Genomic DNA, 20660 nt, shown 5'->3' with positions numbered 1-20660 from the left:
GGCACCTCGATCGCGCTGCTGTCCTCTTTTGGCCGCCGCCGGGCCGGACCTGCACGGCTGACGGTCTCCCAGTGGTTGGGCAGGGGCTGATCAGGATGCGACGGAGTCGATCAGCCAGTGATATCGGAGTCTCAAGGCGCGTTCGACAGCGGCGAGGAGCCCTGCGATGAACAGGGTGGTGGTCGCCCACGCGGGGAGGCGCAGCGGCGAGATGAACGTGCCGGCGTGCTCGGCAACGACATCGATCCGGGTGAGGATTTCCATGCCGTGGAGAAGGCCGACGCCGAGCACTGTCAGGAGGACGACGACGGCCGCTGCGCCGATGACGGCGCTAGTACGGGGAAACCGCTGGGCAAACCTCGCCCGCAGTCCTTCCTGCGAACGACGGTGCGGGCACAGCGTGTGTTCGCTGCCGTCTTCGGAAACGAAGTGCATGCGCTTCAGTCCGAAGACGCTGGTGGCAACCTCGATGACGCCGCCGGGCACAGGAAATGTCGTCGGAAGGTTGGAGCGATGGACTTGAACACCGTCACGGTAGAGCGCGGCAGGGCTCTTCCCGATTGCGTCGTCGTGCTGCTTTTTGGATTTCGCGTCAGTGAGGTACCGAACGTCGACCGCGAAGACGTGGCTGTTTCCCGAAGGTTCTGCGAGTTCGAGGAAGAACAGCGAACGAGAGAAGGCCTGCCAGAGACGGTACTCGCCGAGTGCGCTCCCGTCGCCGGGCCTGACCTTGCCGAGTTGCCAGCGCCGCCTGAACTTCTTGACCATGTTGCTCCCTCTCGCGTTGTGCTTGCGCGCGGTCGCACATTCATCGACCTTGCTCCCTTCAGGCTGCGTCAGCCCGGCACGGCTGAAAACGCATCGCGCATTCGGCCCGTGAACCACTCACGACCGGCGCCGGCACCCAGTACAAGGGCTGCCCTTGGGGCAAGGTCAAGCCGCTCACGGCCAACTCCCAGGGGGCACTAGGGGAGCATCACATTCTGAGGTGGTCTGAGAGGGCATCTGATCTAGATTTGGGCGGTAATGTTCGATTTGGGTAATTAGATTCGCCAGGTTTGGGTGGATTCGACGGTCAGGGTGCGACTCATTATCCACTGTGGATGGTGCTGTTGCTCAGCCCTTTCCCGTCGTGGGTAGCAGGAAACCTCGGGCGAGATCGTCGTTCGGGTCCACCACGAGGGTGTTGTACCCGGTCAGGTAGGCCGTGCCCGCCACTTCGGGGATGATCGCCGGTCGGCCCTGCACCGAGGTGGTGCCCGCGATCCTGCCGGTGAAGGTCGTGTCGATGATGCTGCGGTTCACGAGTTCTCCGGTGGCGTCGAGCTCGTCGCGCGCAGCCAGGACGGCGAGGCGGGCGCAGGTGCCGCTACCGCAGGGCGAACGGTCGACTTGGCCGTCCGCGAAGACGGTCACGTTGCGCTCTTCGATGCGGCCCTGCGCGCTGGAGAGGCGGTCGTAGAAGATCACGCCGTACAGGCCGTTGATCCGCTCGTCACCGGCGTTGGTCAGGTCGTGGCGAGCGAGGATTTCCGCCTTGATCTCGGCGCTCAGCTCGATGAGCCGGGACAGGTTCGAGGGGGACACGACCATTCCGAGCCGGTCTGCTTCGACCACGGCGTAGAAGGCGCCCCCGTAGGCGATGTCGGCTCGGACGGTTCCGCTGGACGTGGGCACTTCCACGTCCAGCGCGTGGGTGTAGGAGGCGATGTTGACGAAGCGCACGGACGGGTGGCCGCCCTCGTCTCGGAGATGGCAGGTCACGCGCCCAGAAGGTACGTCGAGGACGATCTTGTCGCCGTCGCGCGGGGTGACGTACCCCGTGGTGCAGGCCCAGACGGCGGCCGCGATGGAACCGTGTCCGCAGGCGGTGCTGAAGCCGTCGCGGTGGAAGAAGATCAGGCCGAGGTCGGCGCCATCGTCGTCGGGTTCGGTGACGAAGCAGCCGTACATGTCGGCGTGGCCGCGCGGTTCGAGGGTGAGCATCGCGCGCGTGTCGTTGAGACGAACCATCGCGTCGTCCCGCTTGTCGAGGATGGTCGAGCCACGAGGGGGCTGGACGCCGCCCAGCACGATCCGGAACGGCTCACCGGCGGTATGGTAGTCCACGGTGCTGATCATCTTCGGCGACCCGATCACAGGTATCTCCTTCCGAAGTGGACGTCGCTGCTGGTTACCAGCCAGATCAGGGGAGTGCCGCCGGCCGCAGCGGGCGCGTCATCTCGTGCAGCCAGGAGGCGACCTCCGGTGGCAGCAGGTTCCGGAGTTCGTACTCGACCACCTCGTGGTACTCGTCGATCCAGCGGATCTCCTCGTCGGAGAGGGCGTCGAGATCGATCAGCCGCCGGTCGACGGGGGCGAGCGAGATGACCTCGAACCCGCACATCGGGAGCTCGCCCCCCGGCGGTACGGCCGGTTCCCCGATGAGGAAGGTGTTCTCCACCCGCACGCCGAACTCGTCAGGGCGGTAGTAACCGGGTTCGTGCTCGATGATCATTCCGGGCAGCAGCGGAACCTCGTTCCCCCGTTTCCAGTGCATGTACATCGGGCCCTCGTGCACCTTCAGGAAGGAGCCGATGAGGTGTGCCGTGCCGGGACCGTAGTCGAGGCCGGCCCGCCAGAAGTACTGGCGGGCCACCGCGTCGATGTGCATGGCGCCGATTCCGGGCGGGAAGCGCAGCACGGCGTGCGCGATGTGGGCCTTGAGGGCGAGGGTGTGCGCCTGGACGTGCTCCGGGCGAGGCGCGCCGATCGGCACCGTGCGGGTGATATCGGTAGTTCCGTCGTGGTACTGGGCGCCCGCGTCGATCAGGAACACCTCGCCCGGTTCCAGCGGGACGTTGCTCTCGCTGGTCGGTGCGTAGTGCGGGTACGACGAGTGCGCCCCGACGCAGGCCGCCACCGGAAAGCCCAGCCCCCAGTAGCGTTCGTCGGCCTCGTGCAGCTCGCGATACCGCCGGGCGACGGCGAGTTCGTCCACGCTCCCGGTCGGGCCGTGGGTGTCGATCCAGTGCAGCAGCTGGACCAGGATCGCACCGTCGCGCCGGTGCACGTCGCGCGCGCCGGCGATCTCCTGCTCGTTCTTCACCGCCTTGGCCAGGTGGCACGGATCGCTGCCGCGCACGACCTGCACACCGGCGTCGTGCAGCTGGGTTTCGATCGCGACCGGGGTGGTCGCCGGATCCACCAGCACCCGGGAGCCCGCCAAGGCATTGAGGTGATCGGCGAACATCGCCGGTGGGTGGATCCGGATGTCGTCGCCGAGTTGCTCGCGCGTTCGGTCGTCCACCGACTCCGGTGCTACGAACAGGTCCACGCTTGCATCGGCGTGCAGCAAGGCCCGGCCGGGCGGGGCCGGGAGGTAGGGCAGGCCACCACCACGGATGTTCACCAGCCACGCCGTGTTGTCGCAGGTCGCGATCACCGCCGCCGAGCATCCGTCGCCGAGTTCCCCGGCGAGCCGAGTCCGCTTCGAGGCGGAGCTTTCGCCGGCCAGGCGAACCGGATGCACGTGGGCGGGCAGCACCTCGATGGCCGGCCGGTCCTGCCAGATCCCGTCGACCAGGTTCTCCGGCACCGCAACGGTTTCGAAGGACGCTGATCGGCTCAACGCGCGCAGCACGGCGAGCGAGGCGATGGAGTGCAAGGCGGGATCGAACCCGATCGCGCCGCCGGCGGCATGCCGAGCGACGTAGTCCTGCCACGGGAGATCGACCAGGTCGTGGACCTCGAAGAGGTCCTGGGCGCACTGCTGGGCTGCTTGCCTGGTGTAGCGGGCGTCGGTGAGCACCGCCGCTCGATCTCGCAGCACGACCGCGATGCCGGCCGAGCCGCGGAATCCGGTCAGCCATTCCAACCGGCAGTCGGCGGTCGGCGTCCACTCGTTGAGGTAGCCGTCTTCGTGCGGGATCAGGTAGCCCGTCAGATCGTGTCGAGACATCTCCGAGCGCAGGCGGGCAACCCGGTCGCGGTGGTCGGCTTCACGCAAGATGATCTCCTCCTGTCGTGCGGTGCAGCTCGGGTCGGCCGTTCGGCTCGCGGGAGGAGTCGTTCCCGCGTCCGAGCGCCGACCGCGACGGCTCTGCCGTGCCGGTGCCCAAGTGGAAGTCCTTCGTCTCCGGCATGCCGAAGAAGAGGACCGGCAGTGCTACCACTGCGATCGAGGTCGCGTAGACCGCCGGCATGATGCTGTTCCCGGTAGCGGTCACCAACAGCTCGCTCACCAGGGGAGCGGTGCCGGCGAAGAGCGCGTAGGCGAGGTTGTACGGCAACGCGACGCCGGTGAAGCGTGCGTCGGTCGGCAGCATCTCCATCGCTATGAGCATGGCACCGGACGTGGTGAGGATGATCGGCACCGACAGCAACGACATCCCGAGGAATCCGGCCCACACCGTCCCCGTGGTGATCAGCAGGAAAGCCGGTACGGCGAGCACCACGCCGGAGGCGCTGCCGATGATCACCAGCCGCCGTCGAGGTGCCCGACCGCTGTCGATCAGGCGCGCGAGCACCAAGAACAGGCAGATCTGGAAGACCACGACGGCGGCCTGCAGGACCAGCGCCGTCGTCGATTCGAATCCGACCACCTTGGTCAGGTAGGTCGGCATGTAACCCGTGATCAGGTAGGTGAGCACGCCGACGTACGCGTAGTAGGCGAACAGCACCACCATCTGGCGGGCGTGCTGGCGCACGACGTCCTTCAACGGTCGGATCCTGGCTGTCCCGTCCGCCCTGAGCTCCCGGTACACCGGTGTCTCGTCCAGCCGCAACCGCAGGTACAGGCCGAAGCCTGCCAGCAGACCGACGGCCACGAAGGTCCAGCGCCACCCGCCGCTGCTGTAGGCCTCCGGAGCGGCGAACCTGAACAGCAGGATGACCAGGATTCCGGCCAGCGTGCCGGCCAGGGAGAAGCTGTGCACGAATGTCGTCCACAGCGCTCGTCGGCCCGGTGGCGCGTGCTCGAGGGTGAACGTCGCCGCCCCGGTGTACTCGCCGCCGGCGGAGAATCCTTGCGCGAGCCGGCAGACCAGGAGCAAGATCGGAGCACCGATCCCGGCCGTCTCGTAGCTCGGCAGCAGCCCGATCGCAACGGTCGCCAGTCCCATCATGACGATCGATGCCGACAGCGCGGCACGTCGGCCGAGCCGGTCTCCGATGCGGCTGAAGACGATACCGCCGGCGGGCCGGGCGACGAACGCGACGCCGTAGATCGCGAACGTGCCGAGCAGCGCCACGACGCCGCTGTCCGCGGGGAAGAAGGTCTGCGCGATCACCGTTGCGGAGAAGCCGTAGAGCGAGAAGTCCAGCCATTCCACGAAGTTCCCGCTGGCGCATGCGGCCAGAATCCGCTTCCCGGAGCGGCGCGGCGGTCTTGCGGCTGTTGAAGGGTCCATGGCTTGCTCCAAGCGGTCGTTGAAGCGGTTGCCGCGGGCACACCTGGTCGCTGGCGAGTGCTACCGCGACGACACGGCACGAGTGCAAGCAGGTGTTCGCGCTCGGGCGATGGGATCGGGGCCGCGCATCCAGCAGGCCCGGCTGGAGAGACGGGTGCCCTTGCCGGGAGGTCATGTGCTGTCCAGCGGTGCGCCTCCCTTCACGACCAGCCGCGGCCGCTGCTGGTCCCAGAGCGCGGCGGGGTCGGCGAACGGATCCCCGTCCAACAGCAGGAGATCTGCCCGGGCACCGACCGTGATCCGGCCCAGATCGGCGCGCCGGATGAGCGCGGCGTTGACCGAAGTAGCGGATCGGAGGCAGGCGAGCACTCCGGCGACCTCGATCTGGAGGCGCAGACCCAGCAATTGCTCGTCCTCCAGGGCACCCATCAGGTCGGAACCGAAGCCGACCGGAACTCCGGCGGCGAGCGCACGCTCGATCGCCAGGCCGCCGGCTTCGAGCACCATCCGGTTCTTCTCCACGGCGACCTCGGCGATGCCGACCTCTGCACCGCGACGAGCCATCGCGTCGTAGGCGATCAGCGTCGGCACCAGGAAGGCCCCGTGCTCGGCCATCAGCGATGCGGTCGGCTCGTCGAGCAGGTTGCCGTGCTCGACCGAGCGCACACCGTTGACCACGGAATGCCGGACGGCCTCGGACGAGTAGGCGTGTGCCGCGACGTAACTGCCCCGCCGGGCCGCCTCATCGGCCACTGCCGCGATCTCCTCGGCGGAGTACTGCGCGGGCAGCAGCGGATCAGCGGGGGAGACCACGCCACCTGAGGTCATCATCTTGATGGCGTGGGCGCCTTGCCGGAACCGTTCTCGAACGGCAGCGCGCAGCGGCGTCACACCGTCGACGACCTCGCTCATGTGTCCACCGTGGATGCAGATGTCGAGTTCGGCCGGTCGGCAGTCGCCATGACCGCCGGTTTGGCTCAGCGCGGGCCCGGTGTAGAGGTAGCGCGGCGCGGCGACGAACCCGGCGCCGATCGCCATGGCCAGCCCGATGTCGCCACCGGCGACGTCGCGAACCGTGGTGAATCCGCGCCGCAGCGCCGCCTCCAGCCTGCGCGCTCCGACCAGCGCGAGGAAACTCAGCGGACCGCTTTCGAACTCCAGGTTGTTCAGGGATACCCCGTAGGCGTGGAAGTGCGCATCGATCAGGCCCGGTACCACCGTCGAGCCCTTGGCGTCGATGACCCGGTCGGCCCGGCTCACCCGCGGCCCGATCTCCGCGATGGCACCGTCGGCGACCCGGATCGAACCTTCGACCAGGTCGGCGGACCAGCCATCGAAGATGACGGCGTTCTCGAACGTTAGGTCCCGTGCTGAGCTGGGCATCGAGTCTCCCCCTGCTGATCTACCCCGTAATCCATCGGCTGAGGCCGCGCCGGTGCGGCGAGGCGGTCGTGCGGCGAATCGCCGAGCGATCTGAATCCGGTCGACTGATCGGCTGGCGCGGCCGGGACGACGGGAATCGCGCCGAGCGCGAAGGATCCGGTTCGGCGCCGAACCTCGATCGTTCGGCAAAGTGAACGATCTCACGTTAGGGCGCGGTCTTCCGGATGTCAATCGACGGGCGGGACGGTCTCGATGGATTTACGTCTTGTCTTCTAGTTATTGGAGATTCAACAGGCCTTGGTCGCCGTGTCAAGGTGGTCGCGAGTGCGCCCGGCCTGGGGTCGGTCGTTCGTTTTAATGGACGGAACATGGGGTGGGATGCGCGTCGACGCCGGGCGCCGTCCGTGATGGCGGTGCTCGGGCACCGCAGCCGGCTCCCGGCTCTTACCGGGCATCGAGCACAAGGGCGGTTGCTCGACTAGACCGCGGTCAGGTCGTTGTCCTTGGTCTCGCGGGTCATGAGCAGCGTGACGCCGCTGAGGGCTCCGAGGGCGATGATGAACCCTCCCACCGGGACTATCGAGTTGCCGGTGGACGCCGCCAGGGTCGCCAGGATGACCGGCGTGAATCCGCCGCCGAGCAGGGTTGCCAGCTGGTAGCCGAGGGAGGCGCCCGTGTAGCGGGTGCGGGTGCCGAACTGCTCGGAGATGTACGCCGCCATCGGTCCGTACATGGCGCCGTGGCAGAACGTGTACAGCGTGAAGGCGGCGGCCACGGCTGGGAAGTTCCCCGTCGCGAGCAGTCCGAGGATCGGGAACACCAGGACGATCATCGCCGCGAGTCCGAAGAGCATCACCGGGCGCCGGCCGAATCGGTCGGACAGCCGGGCGTAGCCGAGGATGAAGAAGATGGCGAAGAACTGGCCGATCGCGAAGCCGAACAGGGCATCCGGCCGCGGCGTGCCGTTTTCGACGGCGTAGGTGATGCCGAAGGTGGTGAACGCGGTCTGCAGGGCGAATCCGGACAAGCACGCGAACGCTGCCACCACCACGACCTTTGGCCGCCGCAGCACCTCGACGATCGGCGGGACGCCCGGCTCGTTCCCGGTCTGCTCGGCCGCGGCCCGGAAGATCGGGCTCTCCGAGACCTTGGTGCGCACGAAGAGGCCGATCGCGAGCATGATGGCCGAGAGCAGGAACGGGATTCGCCAGCCCCACCACATGAACTCGTCTTCGGGCAGCAGCGCGAACAGCGTCATCACGAGCGTGCCGAGCACGGCGCCGGTGGGGGCGCCGGCGTTGGTGAACGCGGCCATGTAGCCCCGGCGCCTCGGATCGGCGTGTTCGAGGGCCATCAGCGCGGCCCCGCCCCATTCGCCGCCGATGGCGATGCCCTGGAGCACCCGCAGGGCGACGAGGATGATCGCGCCCCACGGGCCGATGACCGACGCGGGCGGCACGAGGCCGATCAGGACCGATGCCACGCCCATGACGGTCATGGCCAGGACGAGCATCGCCTTGCGGCCCGCCCGGTCGCCGAAGTGTCCGAAGAGGACACCGCCGATGGGCCGGGCCAGGTAGCCGGCCGCGAACGTGCCGAGCGAGGCGATCGTGCCGACGACGGGCGGGAGTCCGGAGAAGAACACCGGCCCGAACACGAGCGAGGCCGCGGTTCCGTAGAGCAGGAAGTCGTAGTACTCGAGGGTGCTGCCGAGGTAACTCGACAGCACGACCCGGCGCGCCTCCGTCGCCCGTTCGGGCGCCGAGAGGTGCTCGGCCGCAGCAGGGGAAGGCATGGGGTTCCTTCGGTCAGGTCCGTCGGTGACGGATCTCGGGTCGCGCGGGGGAGTTCAGGCGAACTGGCGCCGGAGGAGGTCCTTGCGGATCTTCCCGGTGGAGTTGCGGGGGATCTCGTCGACCACGACGAGCGACCGCGGGATCTTGTACTTGGCCAGCCGGGGCGCGAGGAACTCGACGAGCCGGGCGTGGTCGAGCTCGTGGCCGTCCTCCAGCGCGACCGCGGCGCAGCCCACCTCGCCCCACTTCTCGTGCGGCACGCCGAAGACCGCGCAGCCGGCGACTCCCGGCATTTCGAGGATCGCCGCCTCGACCTCGGCCGGGTAGATGTTCTCGCCGCCGGAGATGATCAGGTCCTTGAGGCGGTCCACGACGGCGACGAACCCGTCGGCGTCGGCGACCCCGATGTCGCCGGAGCGCAGCCACCGCCCGTCGGTGAAGGTGTCGGCGGTGGCGTCCGGCCGGTTCCAGTACCCGCGCATGACGTTCGGGCCGCAGATCTGGATCTCGCCGCGCTCGCCGGGCGCCACCTCGCGGCCGTCGGCGTCGACGATCCGGACATCGGTGAAGAAGTGCGGAACACCCGCGGTGCCGAGCTTCCGCTCGACGTCATCCGGGGTGAGGATCAGCGCGCCCGGGCCGGTCTCGGTCAGGCCGTAGCCCTGGCAGATCTTGATCCCGCGCTCGGTGTAGGTGCGCAGGGTGCGCGGCGGGACGGGGGCCGCGGCGACGACCACCCGCCGGATCGCGCTCAGATCGGTCGTCTCCCAATCGGGATGGGTGCTGAGTGCGTCGAACATCGTCGGCACGCCGAAGGTGTAAGTGATCCGCTCGCGTTCGAGCACCTGGAGGATCCGGCCCGGCTCGAAGCCCTCCTCGACGACCACGTTGCCGCCCTTGAGCAGCGTCGGCAATGCGACGACGTCCAGGGCGGCGGTGTGAAACAGCGGCGCGCACACCAGCGCCGCCTCGTGGCTGTCCAGGTCGAGGTCGATGACGGCGTTCATCACGGAGAACACGATGTTGCCGTGGGTGAGGACCACGCCCTTCGGACGGCCGGTGGTGCCGGAGGTGTACATGATGAAGCACGGATCGTCGTGGGAGACCGGCTCGTCGATGCGGGACGGGTCGGCGGCCGCGATCAGCTCGTCGTAGCCGGGGGCGTCCCGGCCAGGGCCGTCGAGCACGACCCGGGTCGCGTCGCCGGCGGCCGACCGCGCGATCTCGCCGAGTTCCCGGGAATGGACGAGCACGGCGGCGCCCGAATCCCGCATCGCGTAGTCCACTTCGGGCGCGGTCAGCCGGGCGTTGAGCGGCACGAATATCGCGCCGATCAGGCCGGAGGCGAACAGCGCCTCGAGGTAGGCGGGGTGGTTCGTGCTCAACAGCGCGACCCGGTCGCCGCGGTCGACCCCGAGCGAGCGCAGCGCGTGCGCCAGGCGGGTGACCCGGTCGTCGAGTTCGCGGTAGGTCGTGGCGCGCCCGCGGAAGGTGATCGCGGTCTTGTCGGAGGAGAGACGGGCGCGGCGGTGCGGCCAGGTGCCGGTGCCTTCGTTGCGCATGCGGTGGGTCTCCTTCGGGTCGCTGTCGTGGACCGGGCGCGGCGGATCAGCCCTGGGGACAGTTGCTCGGTGCCGCCGCGCCGGTGAACCGGTCCGCGGCCCAGCCCGGGAAACTCGCGGCCGCCTCCGGGACGACGGATTCGTGGTCGAGCCCGTCGAACTCGTGGTAGTCCACTGAGGACCCCGCCTGGCACAGGGCCGTGCGTTCGCGGGCGGTCAGCTCGGCGGGCGTCGTCGTGTCGGCCGATCCCTGGTAGACGGCGAACGGCATCGTGCCCGCGGGCCGGAAGTCGTCCACCGCGGTGAGGGCCTTCCACCAGGGGCCGTCGGGGGACATCGCGCCCGGCTGGTACGGGTCGCGCAAGGTGCTCGCGCTGTCCCAGATGTCGAAGCAGCCGTCGGCGAGCACCGGTAGCTGCTCCATGGCTTCGGAGGTGAGGAAGTCGCCGTAGCGCAGGTGCGGGTAGGCGGCCTTGATCCCGGGCAGCGTCGAGATGACGTAGCCGGCCAGTTCCGGGTGCTGCATGGAATTGCCGGTCAGCTCGCGGATCCGGACGGCGGGCGCGATGAGCGCGGCGCCCAGGCCCTCGAACTCCGGGGCGTAGGTCCGCGCGATCGATTCGACGTGCATGGTCGTCTGGCCGCCCTGCGACCAGCCGTACTCGACGAACCGGTTGGAGGCGTTGAGCTCGGGGAGGTTCCGCACGGCGCGCAGCACGTCCAGGGACGTCCGCGCGTTGACCTGGCCCGCCATGTAGTGCGAGGGGCCGGGCAGCGCCTGCCCGGGGTAGTCGCTCATCGCGACGACGTGGCCTTGGCCGAGCAGGTCCTGGATCGCCGGGACTCGGGACCGGTCGCCCTCGCCCAGGCTCCGGCGGGACGGTGCGCAGTTGTCGGCCAACCCGGTCGTCTCGTGGTTCCAGAGCACCATGTCGCGCGGGGCGTTGCTCGCGCCCGTCGGCACGTAGATCTCGCCGGACACGTACTTCTTGACGCCGGGCTGGATCTCCGAGACGTAGACGACGTTCCAGCCCCGGGCCCCGCTCGGCGCGTCGGACCGCGGCTGGATCCAGTAGATGTCGCCGGGCTTCGCCGTTTCCGGAGGCTGCTCGTAGACGTCCCAGAAGGTGGTCCCGTCCGGCCCGGGCCTGGCCGATGGCGAATCCGCCTTCGGCGCCGCGCTGCCGGCGCTGATGCACGCGGTGAAGGCCAGCGCCGCCAACGAGGTCGCGATAGCCGCCTGGGCGATGCGCCGTTGTGTGAATGGCACGGTTCTCTCCCTATTCCTCGGGGATGGGGCCCTATTCGAAGAAGCGGTAGACTGGCTCGGCCACCACGGCGGGCCGCTCGGCGCCTTCGAGTTCGATCCGGCCGTCGACGGTCAGCTGCACGCCGCCCTTCGGCAGGTCCTCGACCTCCTTCAGCGCGGCGTTCAGCCGCACCCGGCCGCCGGCGGGCACGGGGCTGGTGAACCGGACCTTGTTCAGCCCGTAGTTCACCGCCATGGTCACGCTGTCGACCGCGAGCACCTCGGCCCACATCGGGATGATCAGCGCCAGCGTCAGGTATCCGTGCGCGATCGGCCCGCCGAACGGGCTTTCCGCCCGGGCGCGCTCGGGGTCGACGTGGATCCACTGGTGGTCGTCGGTGGCGTCGGCGAAGGTGCTGATCCGCTCCTGCGGCACCTCGATCCACGAGCTGGTTCCCAGCGGCTTGCCCGCCAGGGGCTTGAGGTCGGCGAGGGTTGCGACGCGAGTGGTGGACATGGGTCTCCTGTCGATGTGGTGCGGACGGTCAGCGCTTGATGCCCAGGACGCGCAGCGCGTTCTCCTTGAAGATCAGCGGCGCCACTTCGGGCTTGATGTCGAGCGCGGTGAAATCCCTGCGCCAGCGGTCGACCTGGATCACCGGGAAGTCGGAGCCGAAGAGCACCTTCTCGCGCAGCACCGAGTTCGCCGCCCTGACGAGCTGGGGCGGGAAGTACTTCGGGGACCAGCCGGACAGGTCGAGGTAGACGTTGGCCTTGTGGGTCGCGATGGAGATCTGCGCGTCGACCCACGGCACCGCCGGGTGGGCCATGACGATCGTCAGGTCCGGGAAGTCGGCGGCGACGTCGTCGAGGAGCATCGGGTCGGAGCGGCGGAGCTTGATGCCGCGCCCTCCCGGCAGCCCGGCGCCGATGCCGGTCTGTCCAGTGTGGAACAGTGCGGGCACGCCGGCCGCCGCGATGGCCTCGTACAGCGGGTAGAACCGCCGGTCGTCGGGATCGAAGCCCTGCAGGCTCGGATGGAACTTGAAGCCCCGCACGCCGTAGTCCTCGACCAGCGCGCGAGCCCGGTCGACGGCCGCCTTGCCGCGCCACGGATCGACCGAGCCAAATGGGATCAGCACGTCGTTGTGGGCGGCGGCCAGCTCCGCGATCTCTTCGACGGAGTTCGGTCCGTGCCCGGTGGCCGAGGTGGCGTCGACGGTGAACACGACGGCGGCCATGTCGCGCTCGCGGTAGTGCTCGGCGATGGATTCGATGCGGGGCGTGCGTTCCTCGCCGGATTTGAAGTACTTCTCGGACGCGGCCATCAGCTCGTCGTCCAGCGATCGATGCCCGCAGGCGTCGATCTCGACGTGGGTGTGGATGTCGATGGCCTCGACCGCGTCGAAGTCGACGCGGCACTCGTAGCGGATCGGGCTCATTTCGCCACCAGCTCCGCCGGGAACTCCTCGCCGACCGACTCGACCGAGCCCGCGAACGCCTCGCCCCACGACCCGGCGATGTCGTCGGCGGACCACCCGCCGTCGTGGAAGGCGGTGGCGGTCAGCTGTGGGTGCGACCACAGCGCCAGCCGGTCCCCGCCGACCGACAGCGCCTGGCCGGTGATCCCGGCGGCGGCTTCGGAGGCGAGGAAGGAGACGATCCCGGCGGCGTCCTCGGGCGTTCCCATGCCGACCTCGCGGCGGATCACGGCGGGCAGCGGCTCGCCGCGCTTCATCGACTCGATGTGCGGCGCGAGGAACGGGATCGTCTCGGTCATCGCGGTCGCCGCGACCGGGCAGACCGCGTTGACGGTGATGCCGGCGCGCTGCAGTTCCATGGCCCAGGTGCGGACCATGCCGACGATGGCGGCCTTGGCCGCCGAGTAGTTGGTCTGGCCGAAGTTGCCCCGCTGGCCGGCGGGGGAGCCGATGCAGATGATCCGGCCGCTCCCGCCCTGCTCGCGGAAGCGCAGCACGGCCTCACGCACGCAGGTGAAGGTGCCGCGAAGGTGCACGTCGATCACCGCGTCGAAGTCCTCGTCGGTCATCTTCCACAGCACCTTGTCGCGCAAGATGCCGGCGTTGGTGACCAGGACGTCCAGCCGGCCGAACGCTTCGACCGCGCCGGCCACGAGCTTGCGGGCGGTTTCGGCCGTGCCGACCGGGGCGACGACGGCCGTGGCCCGGCCACCCGCCGCGACGATCCCGGCGACGGCCGCGTGCGCGGCGGCCTCGTCGACGTCGTTGATCACCACCGCGGCGCCGTTGCGGGCGAGCTCTTCGCCGTATGCGAGTCCGAGTCCCCGCCCGCTGCCGGTGACGATCGCGACCTTGCCGCTCAGATCCATCGGTGCTCCTCCTGTCGGGTGGATCACAGGCAAGCATCCATCATTGAAAAAGTCAATGATTGAGATCTGCTACTCTTGCGGCGCGACACGGAGGAGGGCGCATGGCAGAGACCCAGGCGCGGTTGCTGGCGGACGACATCGGGTTCCTGCTCTCCCGAGCAGGAGGAATGGTGCTCGGCGCGGTGAACAAGGCGCTGGTCCCGCTCGGCCTGAAGGTGCGCTCCTACTCGGTGCTCGTGCTGGCCTGCGAACAGTCGACGGGCGTCAACCAGCGCAGCGTCGCAGCGACGATGGGGCTCGACCCCAGCCAGATCGTCGGACTGATCGACGAGCTGGAGGAGCGCGACCTCGTCGCGCGCACGCCGGACCCGGCGGACCGCCGCAACAGGCTGATCGCCGCCACCGAGGAAGGGCACCGGGTGCGCGACGAGGCGCAGGAGCTGGTGGACCAGGTGCACAGCGCGTACTTCGGAGACCTGCCCGCCGAGGTCGTCGCACAGCTGCGGGAAACGCTGGGGCGGATCGTCTTCCCTTAGCGGGCGTTTCAGAGCGGTGCGCGGGCACGTCTGGGACGTGGCCGTCCGCGGTGCCGGACACCGTCGGATGAGCCTGGCGGAGCCATTGCGAAACGACCGTCAGGCGCTAGCCGGATCCGTCGGCTGACTTCCGTGCTTTCGCACTGCTGCGGGGAACTCGGCTGCTGGGCGAAAGACGGCTGTGGGCGACTTCCCGCCCGGTAAGACGGTGTATGACTACTACGCCAAAGTGGGAGGTCGACGGCACGACCGAGGCGTTGCATGAATTGCTGCGTGACCGGGTTCGTGCGGCGAGAGGTCGTGCGGCGACTCCGGCAGCTGCGATCAGCGACTCGCAGAGCGTGAAAACCTCCTGCAACGTCAGTGAATCCAGTCAAGGAATCGACGCGGGTAAGAAGATCAAGGGCCGCAAGCGGCACATCGCTACCGACGTGTTGGGCCTGCTGGTGGTGATCGTGACTGCGGCATCGGTGCAGGATTCCGTTGGTGGGCAAGAGGTTCTGGATCAACTCGCCGCTTCGCATCCGGGCGTGTCCATGGCGTGGGTGGATGGTGGCTACAACGGCACGGTCGTCCGCCATGGAGCTCAGCAGGGCGTCCAGGCCGAAGTCGTCAAACGCCCCACCGCCAAGGGATTCCACGTGTTGCCCCGTCGATGGGTGGTGGAGCGCACGCTAGGTTGGCTGATGCCGCACCGCCGGATCGTGCGCGACTACGAGGCGCTGCCCCAGCGTTCGCGCACGATGGCCCACTGGGCGATGAATAACATAATGAGTCGCGCCCTGGTCGTCGAATCCACCCAAACCTGGCGAATCTAATTACCCAAATCGAACATTACCGCCCAAATCTGGATCAGATGCCCTCTCAGAGCGGGAACCCCACTGCTCGCGGGCCCGTTTCCGGGGTCGAACAGCATCAACGGCACGTCCTCGGTGACGAGCGAGGTTCCAGCCGTCCCGGTCATCATTGTTCGTCCACGTCTGCGCGCGAGTCGCAGGCAGCGCCGTGTCGGAGCGTGTCGTCGTTCGTGTCCGCTGTCTGTTCGAGGAGGATGTTCAGGCGCTGCAGGACTCGTAGCTGTGCTGGGTTGTAGAACTCAGCCACCGCGTGTGCCATCGTGTTTTCGGCCAGCTCCGCTCCTCGTGGCGAATCCGCCGCCGGGTCTTTCGCCCACGGGTGCTTTTCCCGGAGCCTGCGGACCACTGGCAGCATTCGCTCGGCAAGCCGGTCGACCGCGGCATCGTCGGCTTCCGGGGGAAGGGCATCGAACTCGTCATCGGTGTCGTCGCGCGCGGCGATCATCTGACGGAATTCCTCCATGCCCTCCTCGCTGAAAACCGTCGAGTAGACCATGAGCAAGGACTGTTGCGTGTCGGAGAGTTTTCGAGAGAGGGGAGCGAATTCGGGTGGCACATGCATCGGTGCGCGATGACGCAGGATGACAGCCAGCTCCGCGCGCACGCGGTTGATTCGTTCGACCGTCGCCTCCAACTCGGCATCGAGCACGCGGATCGCCTCGTCCGGCTCCTCGTCGGCCCGTCCCATCGCTGCGACCTGCGACAGCGGCACCCCCAAGTCGCTCAACCTCTTGATCTGCATCAGTCGGATCAGATGCTGAACCTTGTACTGCTTGTACCCGTTGGCCGCGCGCTCGGGCACATCCAGCAACCCGATCTCGTGGTAATGCCGAATGGCCTTCACCGTCGAGCCCGCAAGATCGGCAAGTTGCCGAGTGCTCCACGCCATTCTCTGCCTCCCCCGTCGTCTGCAGCCGCAGGTGCCCCACGCCACGCGTCCGTTACTCAGTCCACACCATGCCCCAAGGGCACAGTCAAGCTGCGCCCAGAGCGGCGAAGGCGACGAGGAAGGACAAGGCTTCTCTCGCCAACCTCGTCGCCAGCCGGCTGGCGGTGTTCTACAACGACACCAACCGGGCCGGGTCCATCAGGTGTCGTGCGGCGGTGAGCGTGCCGTCGGTGCGGATCGTGGTGGCGAGGCTGCGGGCGAGGTTGGCGACGGTGGGTTCCAGGGCACGGCTGAGCGAGGTGGTCAGCGAGTCGGCGGCTATGCGCCGAGGGTGCGTGACCCCGATGCCTAGCTGGTCGACGCGCCGGGCCCAGTAGCGCTGGTCGTACTGCTGGGGGAGCACGACCTGGGGGACTCCGGCTCGCGCGGCCGCCGTGGTGGTGCCCGCGCCGCCGTGGTGCACGATGGCGGCGACCCGGCCGAACAGCGCCCGGTGGTTGGTCTCTCCGATCGAGATGCAGTCGGCCCCGTCGTCTGCCAGCGCCAGGTCGGCCCACCCGCGGGAGATGATCGCGCGGCGACCGAGCGCGCGGGCCGCCGCCACCATCACCTGGCTGACGCTTTCTCCGGACGGGCTCATGTTGCCCAAGCCGGAGTAACTGCCCAGTCCAAAGTAGACGGGAGGCTCGGCGGCGTCGAGAAAGGATTCCAGTTCGGCCGGGAGCGGGCGTTCATCCGGCAGGATCCACGCGCCCGTCTGGATCACGTTCGGGTCGTCGGGCTGCGGCCAGGGCGCCAACGCGGGGTCCGCGGCCAGCCAAGCGCGATCGGTGAGGACGTGGCTTCGCACGTCCTCGATCGGGGCCAGGCCCGCAGCGGCGCGGTGGCCATTGAGCGTGGCGCCCCAAACGTCGTTCCAGCGCTGCGCGTCGGCCATCCACAACTCGCGACTGCCGCCCGTCTCGTCCTGCGGCCAGCCCGGCCACGGGGCCGGATTGTGGTGCGGGGACGGCAGGGCGGCCGGGCAGAACTCGGCGTGGACGTGACCGATCCCCAGCAGTTCGGCCACCGAGCGCGCGGCGACTTGCACGGCCCCGCACGCCACCACGACGTCGCAACCCCGGGCGGCGTCCGGGAGCGTGGCGAACTGCGCGCCGACAGCGTCCTCGGCCGCCTGACGTCGGCCCTCGGGCGAGGACAGGTTCCACCTGCCCGAGCTGCTCGGCGAAGTGGGGCGCATGCGCGGCCCGATGGGTATCGCCGGGATCCCCAGGCCCTCGATCCAGTCGCAGAAGTCAGGGGGCACGCACACGCGGACTTCCTGATCGGAGGCCTTCAACCGCAACGCCAGTGCCGTCACCGGCTGGACTTCGCCTCGCGACCCGATCGTCGACAGCAACACGCGCACCTGAACTCCCCGCTTCCCGGACGTCTCGAGCCGGCATCGAAAGAATCACTGTGCCGCAAAATGACTGCGTGACACAGTAATTGTGTGGCGCAGGCTACTGGTGCTAGCGTCCGGGGCGCAAGCAGGGAGAGGGGGTGGCCGGTGTGGATGGCGAAACGGCGACCGACAGGGTGCTGGCGGCGCTGCCGGACTGGGGAAACGTCACGTCCCAGCTCAACGCCGAGGTCGCCAGGCGGATGGGGGTAGCGCTCAGCGATCTGGATTGCTTGCATGCGCTCAACCAGCACGGATCGGCGACCGCGGCCGCGCTGGCCAAGCACGTGGGGCTGACGTCGGGTTCGGTATCGCGCATGATCGACCGGCTCGACGCGGCCGGCTGCATCGAGCGGGTCCGCGATCCCGGAGACCGGCGGAAGGTCCTCATCGAGCCCACCGCCGAGGGGCTCGACCGCATCCGCGCCTATTACGCCGGCCTGGCCGCCTGCACCCGCGACGAGCTCGCCGACTTCACCGACGCGGAGCTCGACGTCGTGCTGCGCTTCATCCACCTCGTCCGCGACAACACCGCGGACGAACTCACCAGGCTCCGAGCCGCCGCGCCCGACTCCCGTCGGTAAGCCGTCCAGTGGCGCTTCGCCGCATGCGCCGACGATGTCTGGCGCAGTCGGCCCTCGTCGCCGGATTGTCCTGCTGTCCCCTGTTTTTCGCCGGTGATCGTCTCATGTGGACGTCGCTGAGGGTGCAGGCTCTGATCAGAGCCCCGCGCTGCGGTCGGTGGTGTCCAGGGTGCGGGTGAGGGCGTGGGCTTCGTGCAGGAGGAGGGCGCCGAGTTCCGGTCGCCGGTCCGGGCGGAATCGGGTCTCGATGCCGGTCAGCGTCAGGGCCCACGCGGGTCGGCCGGCGCGGTCGAACACCGCCGCCGCCATGCCCCAGCTGCCCTCGACCACCAGGCCGGGGTTGACGGCGTAGCCGTCGCGCCGGGTCCGGGCGATGCGGGCGCGCACCGCCTCGGGGGAGTGCGCCTCGCCCCACCGGCCGGTCAGGTCGGTTCGCTCCAGGTAGGCGTCGATCTCAGCGTCGTCGAAGAAGGAGAGGATGACCAGGCCGGCGGAGACGACGCCGAGCGGGAACCGGGCACCCTCGTAGAGCACGAAGGACCGGATCGGGAAGTCGCCGTCCTCGCGGAGCAGGCACACCGTTTCCTCGCCCCGCAGGGCCGAGAAGAACGCGCTCTCGCCGGTCTTGGCCGCCAGCCGGTGCACGCTCGCGCGGGCGTGGTGCGTGACGTCGTAGCGGGTGGCGGCGGTCTGCCCCAGCAGGTACAGCTCGGGGCCGAGGAACCACCGGCCGGTGCGCCGGTCGCGGTCGACGAACCCCTCGTCGGCCAGGGAGCTGAGCAGGCGGTGCACGGTCGGCCGGGGGAGGTCGGTGGCCCGGGCGAGGTCGCTGGTGGCCGCCCCCGCCTCGTTGGCGGCGGACAGCGCCCGGAGCACGGAGCCGACCCGGCCGATCAAATGGGCGTTCGGGCTGGCGCTCATGCCCACATCCTAGCGTCCACTGAGTGAACGCCTGAGTCGAGCGGTGGTCACCCGATGAACGTTTCGGCGGTCGTTCGCCGTTGTTTGTTGCGGTGAACAGGAGGTTGCTTCTTTACTGCTGCTGTTCGTCCAGCGGACCGATGAAGAGGTGATGAGTTGTCAAAGCTGCGCCCGAGTGCGGCGGAGGCACTGGCCGATGTGCTCGAAGACGGGATGACGATCGCCGTCGGCGGCTTCGGCCTGTGCGGAATCCCGAGCGACCTGATCGAGGTCGTCCGCGACAGCGGGGTCACCGGTCTGACGTTGGTCTCCAACAACATGGGTGTTGACGGCAAGGGGCTCGGGCTGCTGCTCGAAAACCGCCAGGTCGCCAAGGTGATCGCGTCCTACGTGGGCGAGAACAAGCTGTTCGCCCAGCAGTACCTGGACAAGGAACTCGTCGTGGAGTTCGCGCCGCAGGGGACGCTGTCCGAGCGGATGCGGGCCGGCGGCGCGGGAATCGCCGCGTTCTACACCCGCGCGGGCGTCGGCACTCCCGTGGCCGATGGCAAGCCGTTGGCGGAGTTCGACGGGCAGACCTACGTCCAGGAGCGGGGGATCGTCGCCGACCTCGCGCTCGTGCACGCCCACACCGCGGACCCCGCGGGCAACCTCGTCTACCGGGCGAGCGCGCGGAACTTCAACCCGGTCGTCGCGACCTGCGCGAAGGTCACGGCGGTCGAGGCCGAGCACCTGAGCGAGGAGTACCTCGACCCGGAACGGGTGGTGACGCCGGGCATCTACGTCGACCGCCTGGTCCTCGCCCGGCCCCGCATCAAGGACATCGAGAAGCGCACGGTGCGTCCCCGCGTCACCGCCTCGGCCGACTAGGAGCAACCCATGACCTGGACTCGCGACGAGATGGCGGCGCTCGCCGCCGCCGAACTCCGCGACGGCGACTACGTCAACCTCGGGATCGGCATCCCGACGCTGGTCGCCAACCACATCCCGGACGGCGTGCAGGTGACGCTGCAGAGCGAGAACGGCATCCTGGGCCTGGGGCCGTTCCCCTTCGAAGGCGAGGAAGACGCCGACCTCATCAACGCCGGGAAGCAGACCGTCACGATCAATCCCGGGGCGAGCTACTTCGATTCGGCGGACTCGTTCGCGATGATGCGCGGCGGGCACATCGACATCGCCGTCCTGGGCGCGCTCCAGGTGAGCGAGGGCGGTGACCTGGCGAACTGGACGATCCCCGGTGCCCTGGTGAAGGGCATGGGCGGCGCCATGGACCTGGTCGTCGGTGCCCGCAAGATCGTCGTGCTCACCGACCACGTGGCCAAGGACGGCACCCCGAAGATCGTCGAGCAGTGCACGCTGCCGCTGACCGGTGCGGGCGTGGTCGACCGGATCGTCACGGACCTGGCGGTGCTCGACGTGACCGCGGACGGCCTCCGCCTGGTCTCGGTGGCCCCGGGTGTCACCGAAGACGAGGTCCGGGAAAAGACGGCGGCACCGATCCAGCAGCCGGTCGCGACAGCGTGACTTTCCGGGCAGGCATAGCAGTTCTTGGCCGCGGTGGACGGAATTGGGGAGTAGAGCGGTGAACAGTGCACGGAGCGGCAGCGGTTCTGTGATCGTGGCGGGAGCGCGGACCCCGATGGGGCGGTTGCTCGGCTCGCTCAAGGACTTCTCCGGTGCTCAGCTTGGTGGGGTCGCGATC

The 20660-nt window shown here is 68.8% G+C and carries 19 protein-coding genes; 5 read left to right on the top strand and 14 right to left on the bottom strand.

Annotated elements, in window-relative coordinates:
- Nucleotides 1-90: 90 nt before the first annotated feature.
- From AB0I53_RS31340 to couN, 11 genes are all read right to left on the bottom strand, one after another.
- Nucleotides 91-768, bottom strand: coding sequence for a hypothetical protein (locus AB0I53_RS31340; protein ID WP_358610951.1), 678 nt, complete (start codon nt 766-768; stop codon nt 91-93).
- A gap of 348 nt (nt 769-1116) precedes the next feature.
- Complete coding sequence (locus AB0I53_RS31335) at nt 1117-2139, bottom strand: proline racemase family protein (RefSeq protein WP_358610948.1); 1023 nt, start codon at nt 2137-2139, stop codon at nt 1117-1119.
- A gap of 46 nt (nt 2140-2185) precedes the next feature.
- Nucleotides 2186-3988: a M24 family metallopeptidase gene (locus AB0I53_RS31330; RefSeq protein ID WP_358610945.1), complete on the bottom strand. Its 1803-nt coding sequence runs from the start codon at nt 3986-3988 to the stop codon at nt 2186-2188.
- Nucleotides 3981-5390 (bottom strand): MFS transporter, encoded by a 1410-nt coding sequence (locus tag AB0I53_RS31325; RefSeq protein ID WP_358610942.1) that lies wholly within the window; start codon nt 5388-5390, stop codon nt 3981-3983. Before AB0I53_RS31325 ends, AB0I53_RS31330 begins: the two co-directional genes overlap by 8 nt.
- Before the next feature lie 171 nt (nt 5391-5561).
- Complete coding sequence (locus AB0I53_RS31320; RefSeq protein WP_358610939.1) at nt 5562-6773, bottom strand: amidohydrolase family protein; 1212 nt, start codon at nt 6771-6773, stop codon at nt 5562-5564.
- 478 nt (nt 6774-7251) lie between these two features.
- The gene (locus AB0I53_RS31315; RefSeq protein ID WP_358610936.1) at nt 7252-8568 is read right to left on the bottom strand and encodes an MFS transporter; all 1317 of its coding nucleotides are present in this window, start codon (nt 8566-8568) and stop codon (nt 7252-7254) included.
- 54 nt (nt 8569-8622) lie between these two features.
- The gene (locus tag AB0I53_RS31310) at nt 8623-10131 is read right to left on the bottom strand and encodes a long-chain fatty acid--CoA ligase (protein ID WP_358610933.1); all 1509 of its coding nucleotides are present in this window, start codon (nt 10129-10131) and stop codon (nt 8623-8625) included.
- Nucleotides 10132-10177: 46 nt separating this feature from the next.
- Nucleotides 10178-11401 (bottom strand): lipase family protein, encoded by a 1224-nt coding sequence (locus AB0I53_RS31305; protein WP_358610930.1) that lies wholly within the window; start codon nt 11399-11401, stop codon nt 10178-10180.
- A 31-nt stretch (nt 11402-11432) separates the two neighbouring features.
- Nucleotides 11433-11897 (bottom strand): p-hydroxycinnamoyl-CoA hydratase, encoded by a 465-nt coding sequence (gene couM, locus AB0I53_RS31300; protein WP_358610927.1) that lies wholly within the window; start codon nt 11895-11897, stop codon nt 11433-11435.
- 28 nt (nt 11898-11925) lie between these two features.
- Nucleotides 11926-12822, bottom strand: a complete 897-nt coding sequence (gene couO / locus AB0I53_RS31295; RefSeq protein ID WP_358610924.1) for a 4-hydroxyphenyl-beta-ketoacyl-CoA hydrolase — start codon at nt 12820-12822, stop codon at nt 11926-11928.
- Entirely contained in the window at nt 12819-13730 is a 912-nt protein-coding gene (gene couN, locus AB0I53_RS31290) for a 4-hydroxyphenyl-beta-hydroxyacyl-CoA dehydrogenase (RefSeq protein WP_358610921.1), read from the bottom strand. The genes couO and couN overlap by 4 nt, the downstream gene beginning before the upstream one ends.
- A 101-nt stretch (nt 13731-13831) precedes the next feature.
- Here couN and AB0I53_RS31285 point away from each other — a divergent pair, with 101 nt between their 5' ends.
- A complete protein-coding gene (locus AB0I53_RS31285; protein ID WP_358610918.1) occupies nt 13832-14266 on the top strand; it encodes a MarR family transcriptional regulator in 435 nt (144 codons plus the stop codon).
- 212 nt (nt 14267-14478) lie between these two features.
- On the top strand, nt 14479-15084 hold the full coding sequence (locus AB0I53_RS31280) for an IS5 family transposase (protein ID WP_358610915.1): 606 nt from the start codon (nt 14479-14481) through the stop codon (nt 15082-15084).
- A gap of 145 nt (nt 15085-15229) precedes the next feature.
- On the opposite strand, the gene AB0I53_RS31275 is transcribed toward AB0I53_RS31280, so the two are convergent.
- Both AB0I53_RS31275 and AB0I53_RS31270 read right to left on the bottom strand, forming a co-directional pair.
- Nucleotides 15230-16012, bottom strand: coding sequence for a MerR family transcriptional regulator (locus tag AB0I53_RS31275; RefSeq protein WP_358610912.1), 783 nt, complete (start codon nt 16010-16012; stop codon nt 15230-15232).
- A gap of 169 nt (nt 16013-16181) precedes the next feature.
- Nucleotides 16182-17420 carry a glycosyltransferase gene (locus AB0I53_RS31270; RefSeq protein WP_358610909.1) on the bottom strand — a complete coding sequence of 413 codons (1239 nt, stop codon included), beginning with the start codon at nt 17418-17420 and terminating at the stop codon, nt 16182-16184.
- Between the two features lie 134 nt (nt 17421-17554).
- On the opposite strand from AB0I53_RS31270, the gene AB0I53_RS31265 reads away from it, so the two are divergent.
- Nucleotides 17555-18037 (top strand): MarR family transcriptional regulator, encoded by a 483-nt coding sequence (locus AB0I53_RS31265; protein ID WP_358610906.1) that lies wholly within the window; start codon nt 17555-17557, stop codon nt 18035-18037.
- Nucleotides 18038-18172: 135 nt separating this feature from the next.
- Here the strand turns inward: AB0I53_RS31265 and AB0I53_RS31260 are convergent, their stop codons facing one another.
- On the bottom strand, nt 18173-18958 hold the full coding sequence (locus AB0I53_RS31260; protein ID WP_358610903.1) for an IclR family transcriptional regulator: 786 nt from the start codon (nt 18956-18958) through the stop codon (nt 18173-18175).
- A 156-nt stretch (nt 18959-19114) separates the two neighbouring features.
- Here AB0I53_RS31260 and AB0I53_RS31255 point away from each other — a divergent pair, with 156 nt between their 5' ends.
- Entirely contained in the window at nt 19115-19828 is a 714-nt protein-coding gene (locus AB0I53_RS31255; protein ID WP_358610900.1) for a CoA transferase subunit A, read from the top strand.
- A gap of 9 nt (nt 19829-19837) precedes the next feature.
- The gene (locus AB0I53_RS31250) at nt 19838-20482 is read left to right on the top strand and encodes a CoA transferase subunit B (protein ID WP_358610898.1); all 645 of its coding nucleotides are present in this window, start codon (nt 19838-19840) and stop codon (nt 20480-20482) included.
- Nucleotides 20483-20660 lie beyond the last annotated feature (178 nt).

The organism is Saccharopolyspora sp. NPDC050389, assembly GCF_040655595.1.
In the GTDB taxonomy this organism is placed as follows: domain Bacteria; phylum Actinomycetota; class Actinomycetes; order Mycobacteriales; family Pseudonocardiaceae; genus Saccharopolyspora.
Note: the sequence above shows the minus strand (reverse complement) of the source record. Positions and strands in the feature narration are given on the sequence as shown.

Excerpts from the sequence above, each read along its gene's own strand:
- AB0I53_RS31340 (WP_358610951.1), bottom strand. The coding sequence starts at position 768 with ATGGTCAAGAAGTTCAGGCGGCGCTGGCAACTCGGCAAGGTCAGGCCC.
- AB0I53_RS31325 (WP_358610942.1), bottom strand. The coding sequence starts at position 5,390 with ATGGACCCTTCAACAGCCGCAAGACCGCCGCGCCGCTCCGGGAAGCGG.
- AB0I53_RS31320 (WP_358610939.1), bottom strand. The coding sequence starts at position 6,773 with ATGCCCAGCTCAGCACGGGACCTAACGTTCGAGAACGCCGTCATCTTC.
- AB0I53_RS31315 (WP_358610936.1), bottom strand. The coding sequence starts at position 8,568 with ATGCCTTCCCCTGCTGCGGCCGAGCACCTCTCGGCGCCCGAACGGGCG.
- AB0I53_RS31310 (WP_358610933.1), bottom strand. The coding sequence starts at position 10,131 with ATGCGCAACGAAGGCACCGGCACCTGGCCGCACCGCCGCGCCCGTCTC.
- couM (WP_358610927.1), bottom strand. The coding sequence starts at position 11,897 with ATGTCCACCACTCGCGTCGCAACCCTCGCCGACCTCAAGCCCCTGGCG.
- couO (WP_358610924.1), bottom strand. The coding sequence starts at position 12,822 with ATGAGCCCGATCCGCTACGAGTGCCGCGTCGACTTCGACGCGGTCGAG.
- couN (WP_358610921.1), bottom strand. The coding sequence starts at position 13,730 with ATGGATCTGAGCGGCAAGGTCGCGATCGTCACCGGCAGCGGGCGGGGA.
- AB0I53_RS31285 (WP_358610918.1), top strand. The coding sequence starts at position 13,832 with ATGGCAGAGACCCAGGCGCGGTTGCTGGCGGACGACATCGGGTTCCTG.
- AB0I53_RS31280 (WP_358610915.1), top strand. The coding sequence starts at position 14,479 with ATGACTACTACGCCAAAGTGGGAGGTCGACGGCACGACCGAGGCGTTG.
- AB0I53_RS31275 (WP_358610912.1), bottom strand. The coding sequence starts at position 16,012 with ATGGCGTGGAGCACTCGGCAACTTGCCGATCTTGCGGGCTCGACGGTG.
- AB0I53_RS31260 (WP_358610903.1), bottom strand. The coding sequence starts at position 18,958 with ATGAGCGCCAGCCCGAACGCCCATTTGATCGGCCGGGTCGGCTCCGTG.
- AB0I53_RS31250 (WP_358610898.1), top strand. The coding sequence starts at position 19,838 with ATGACCTGGACTCGCGACGAGATGGCGGCGCTCGCCGCCGCCGAACTC.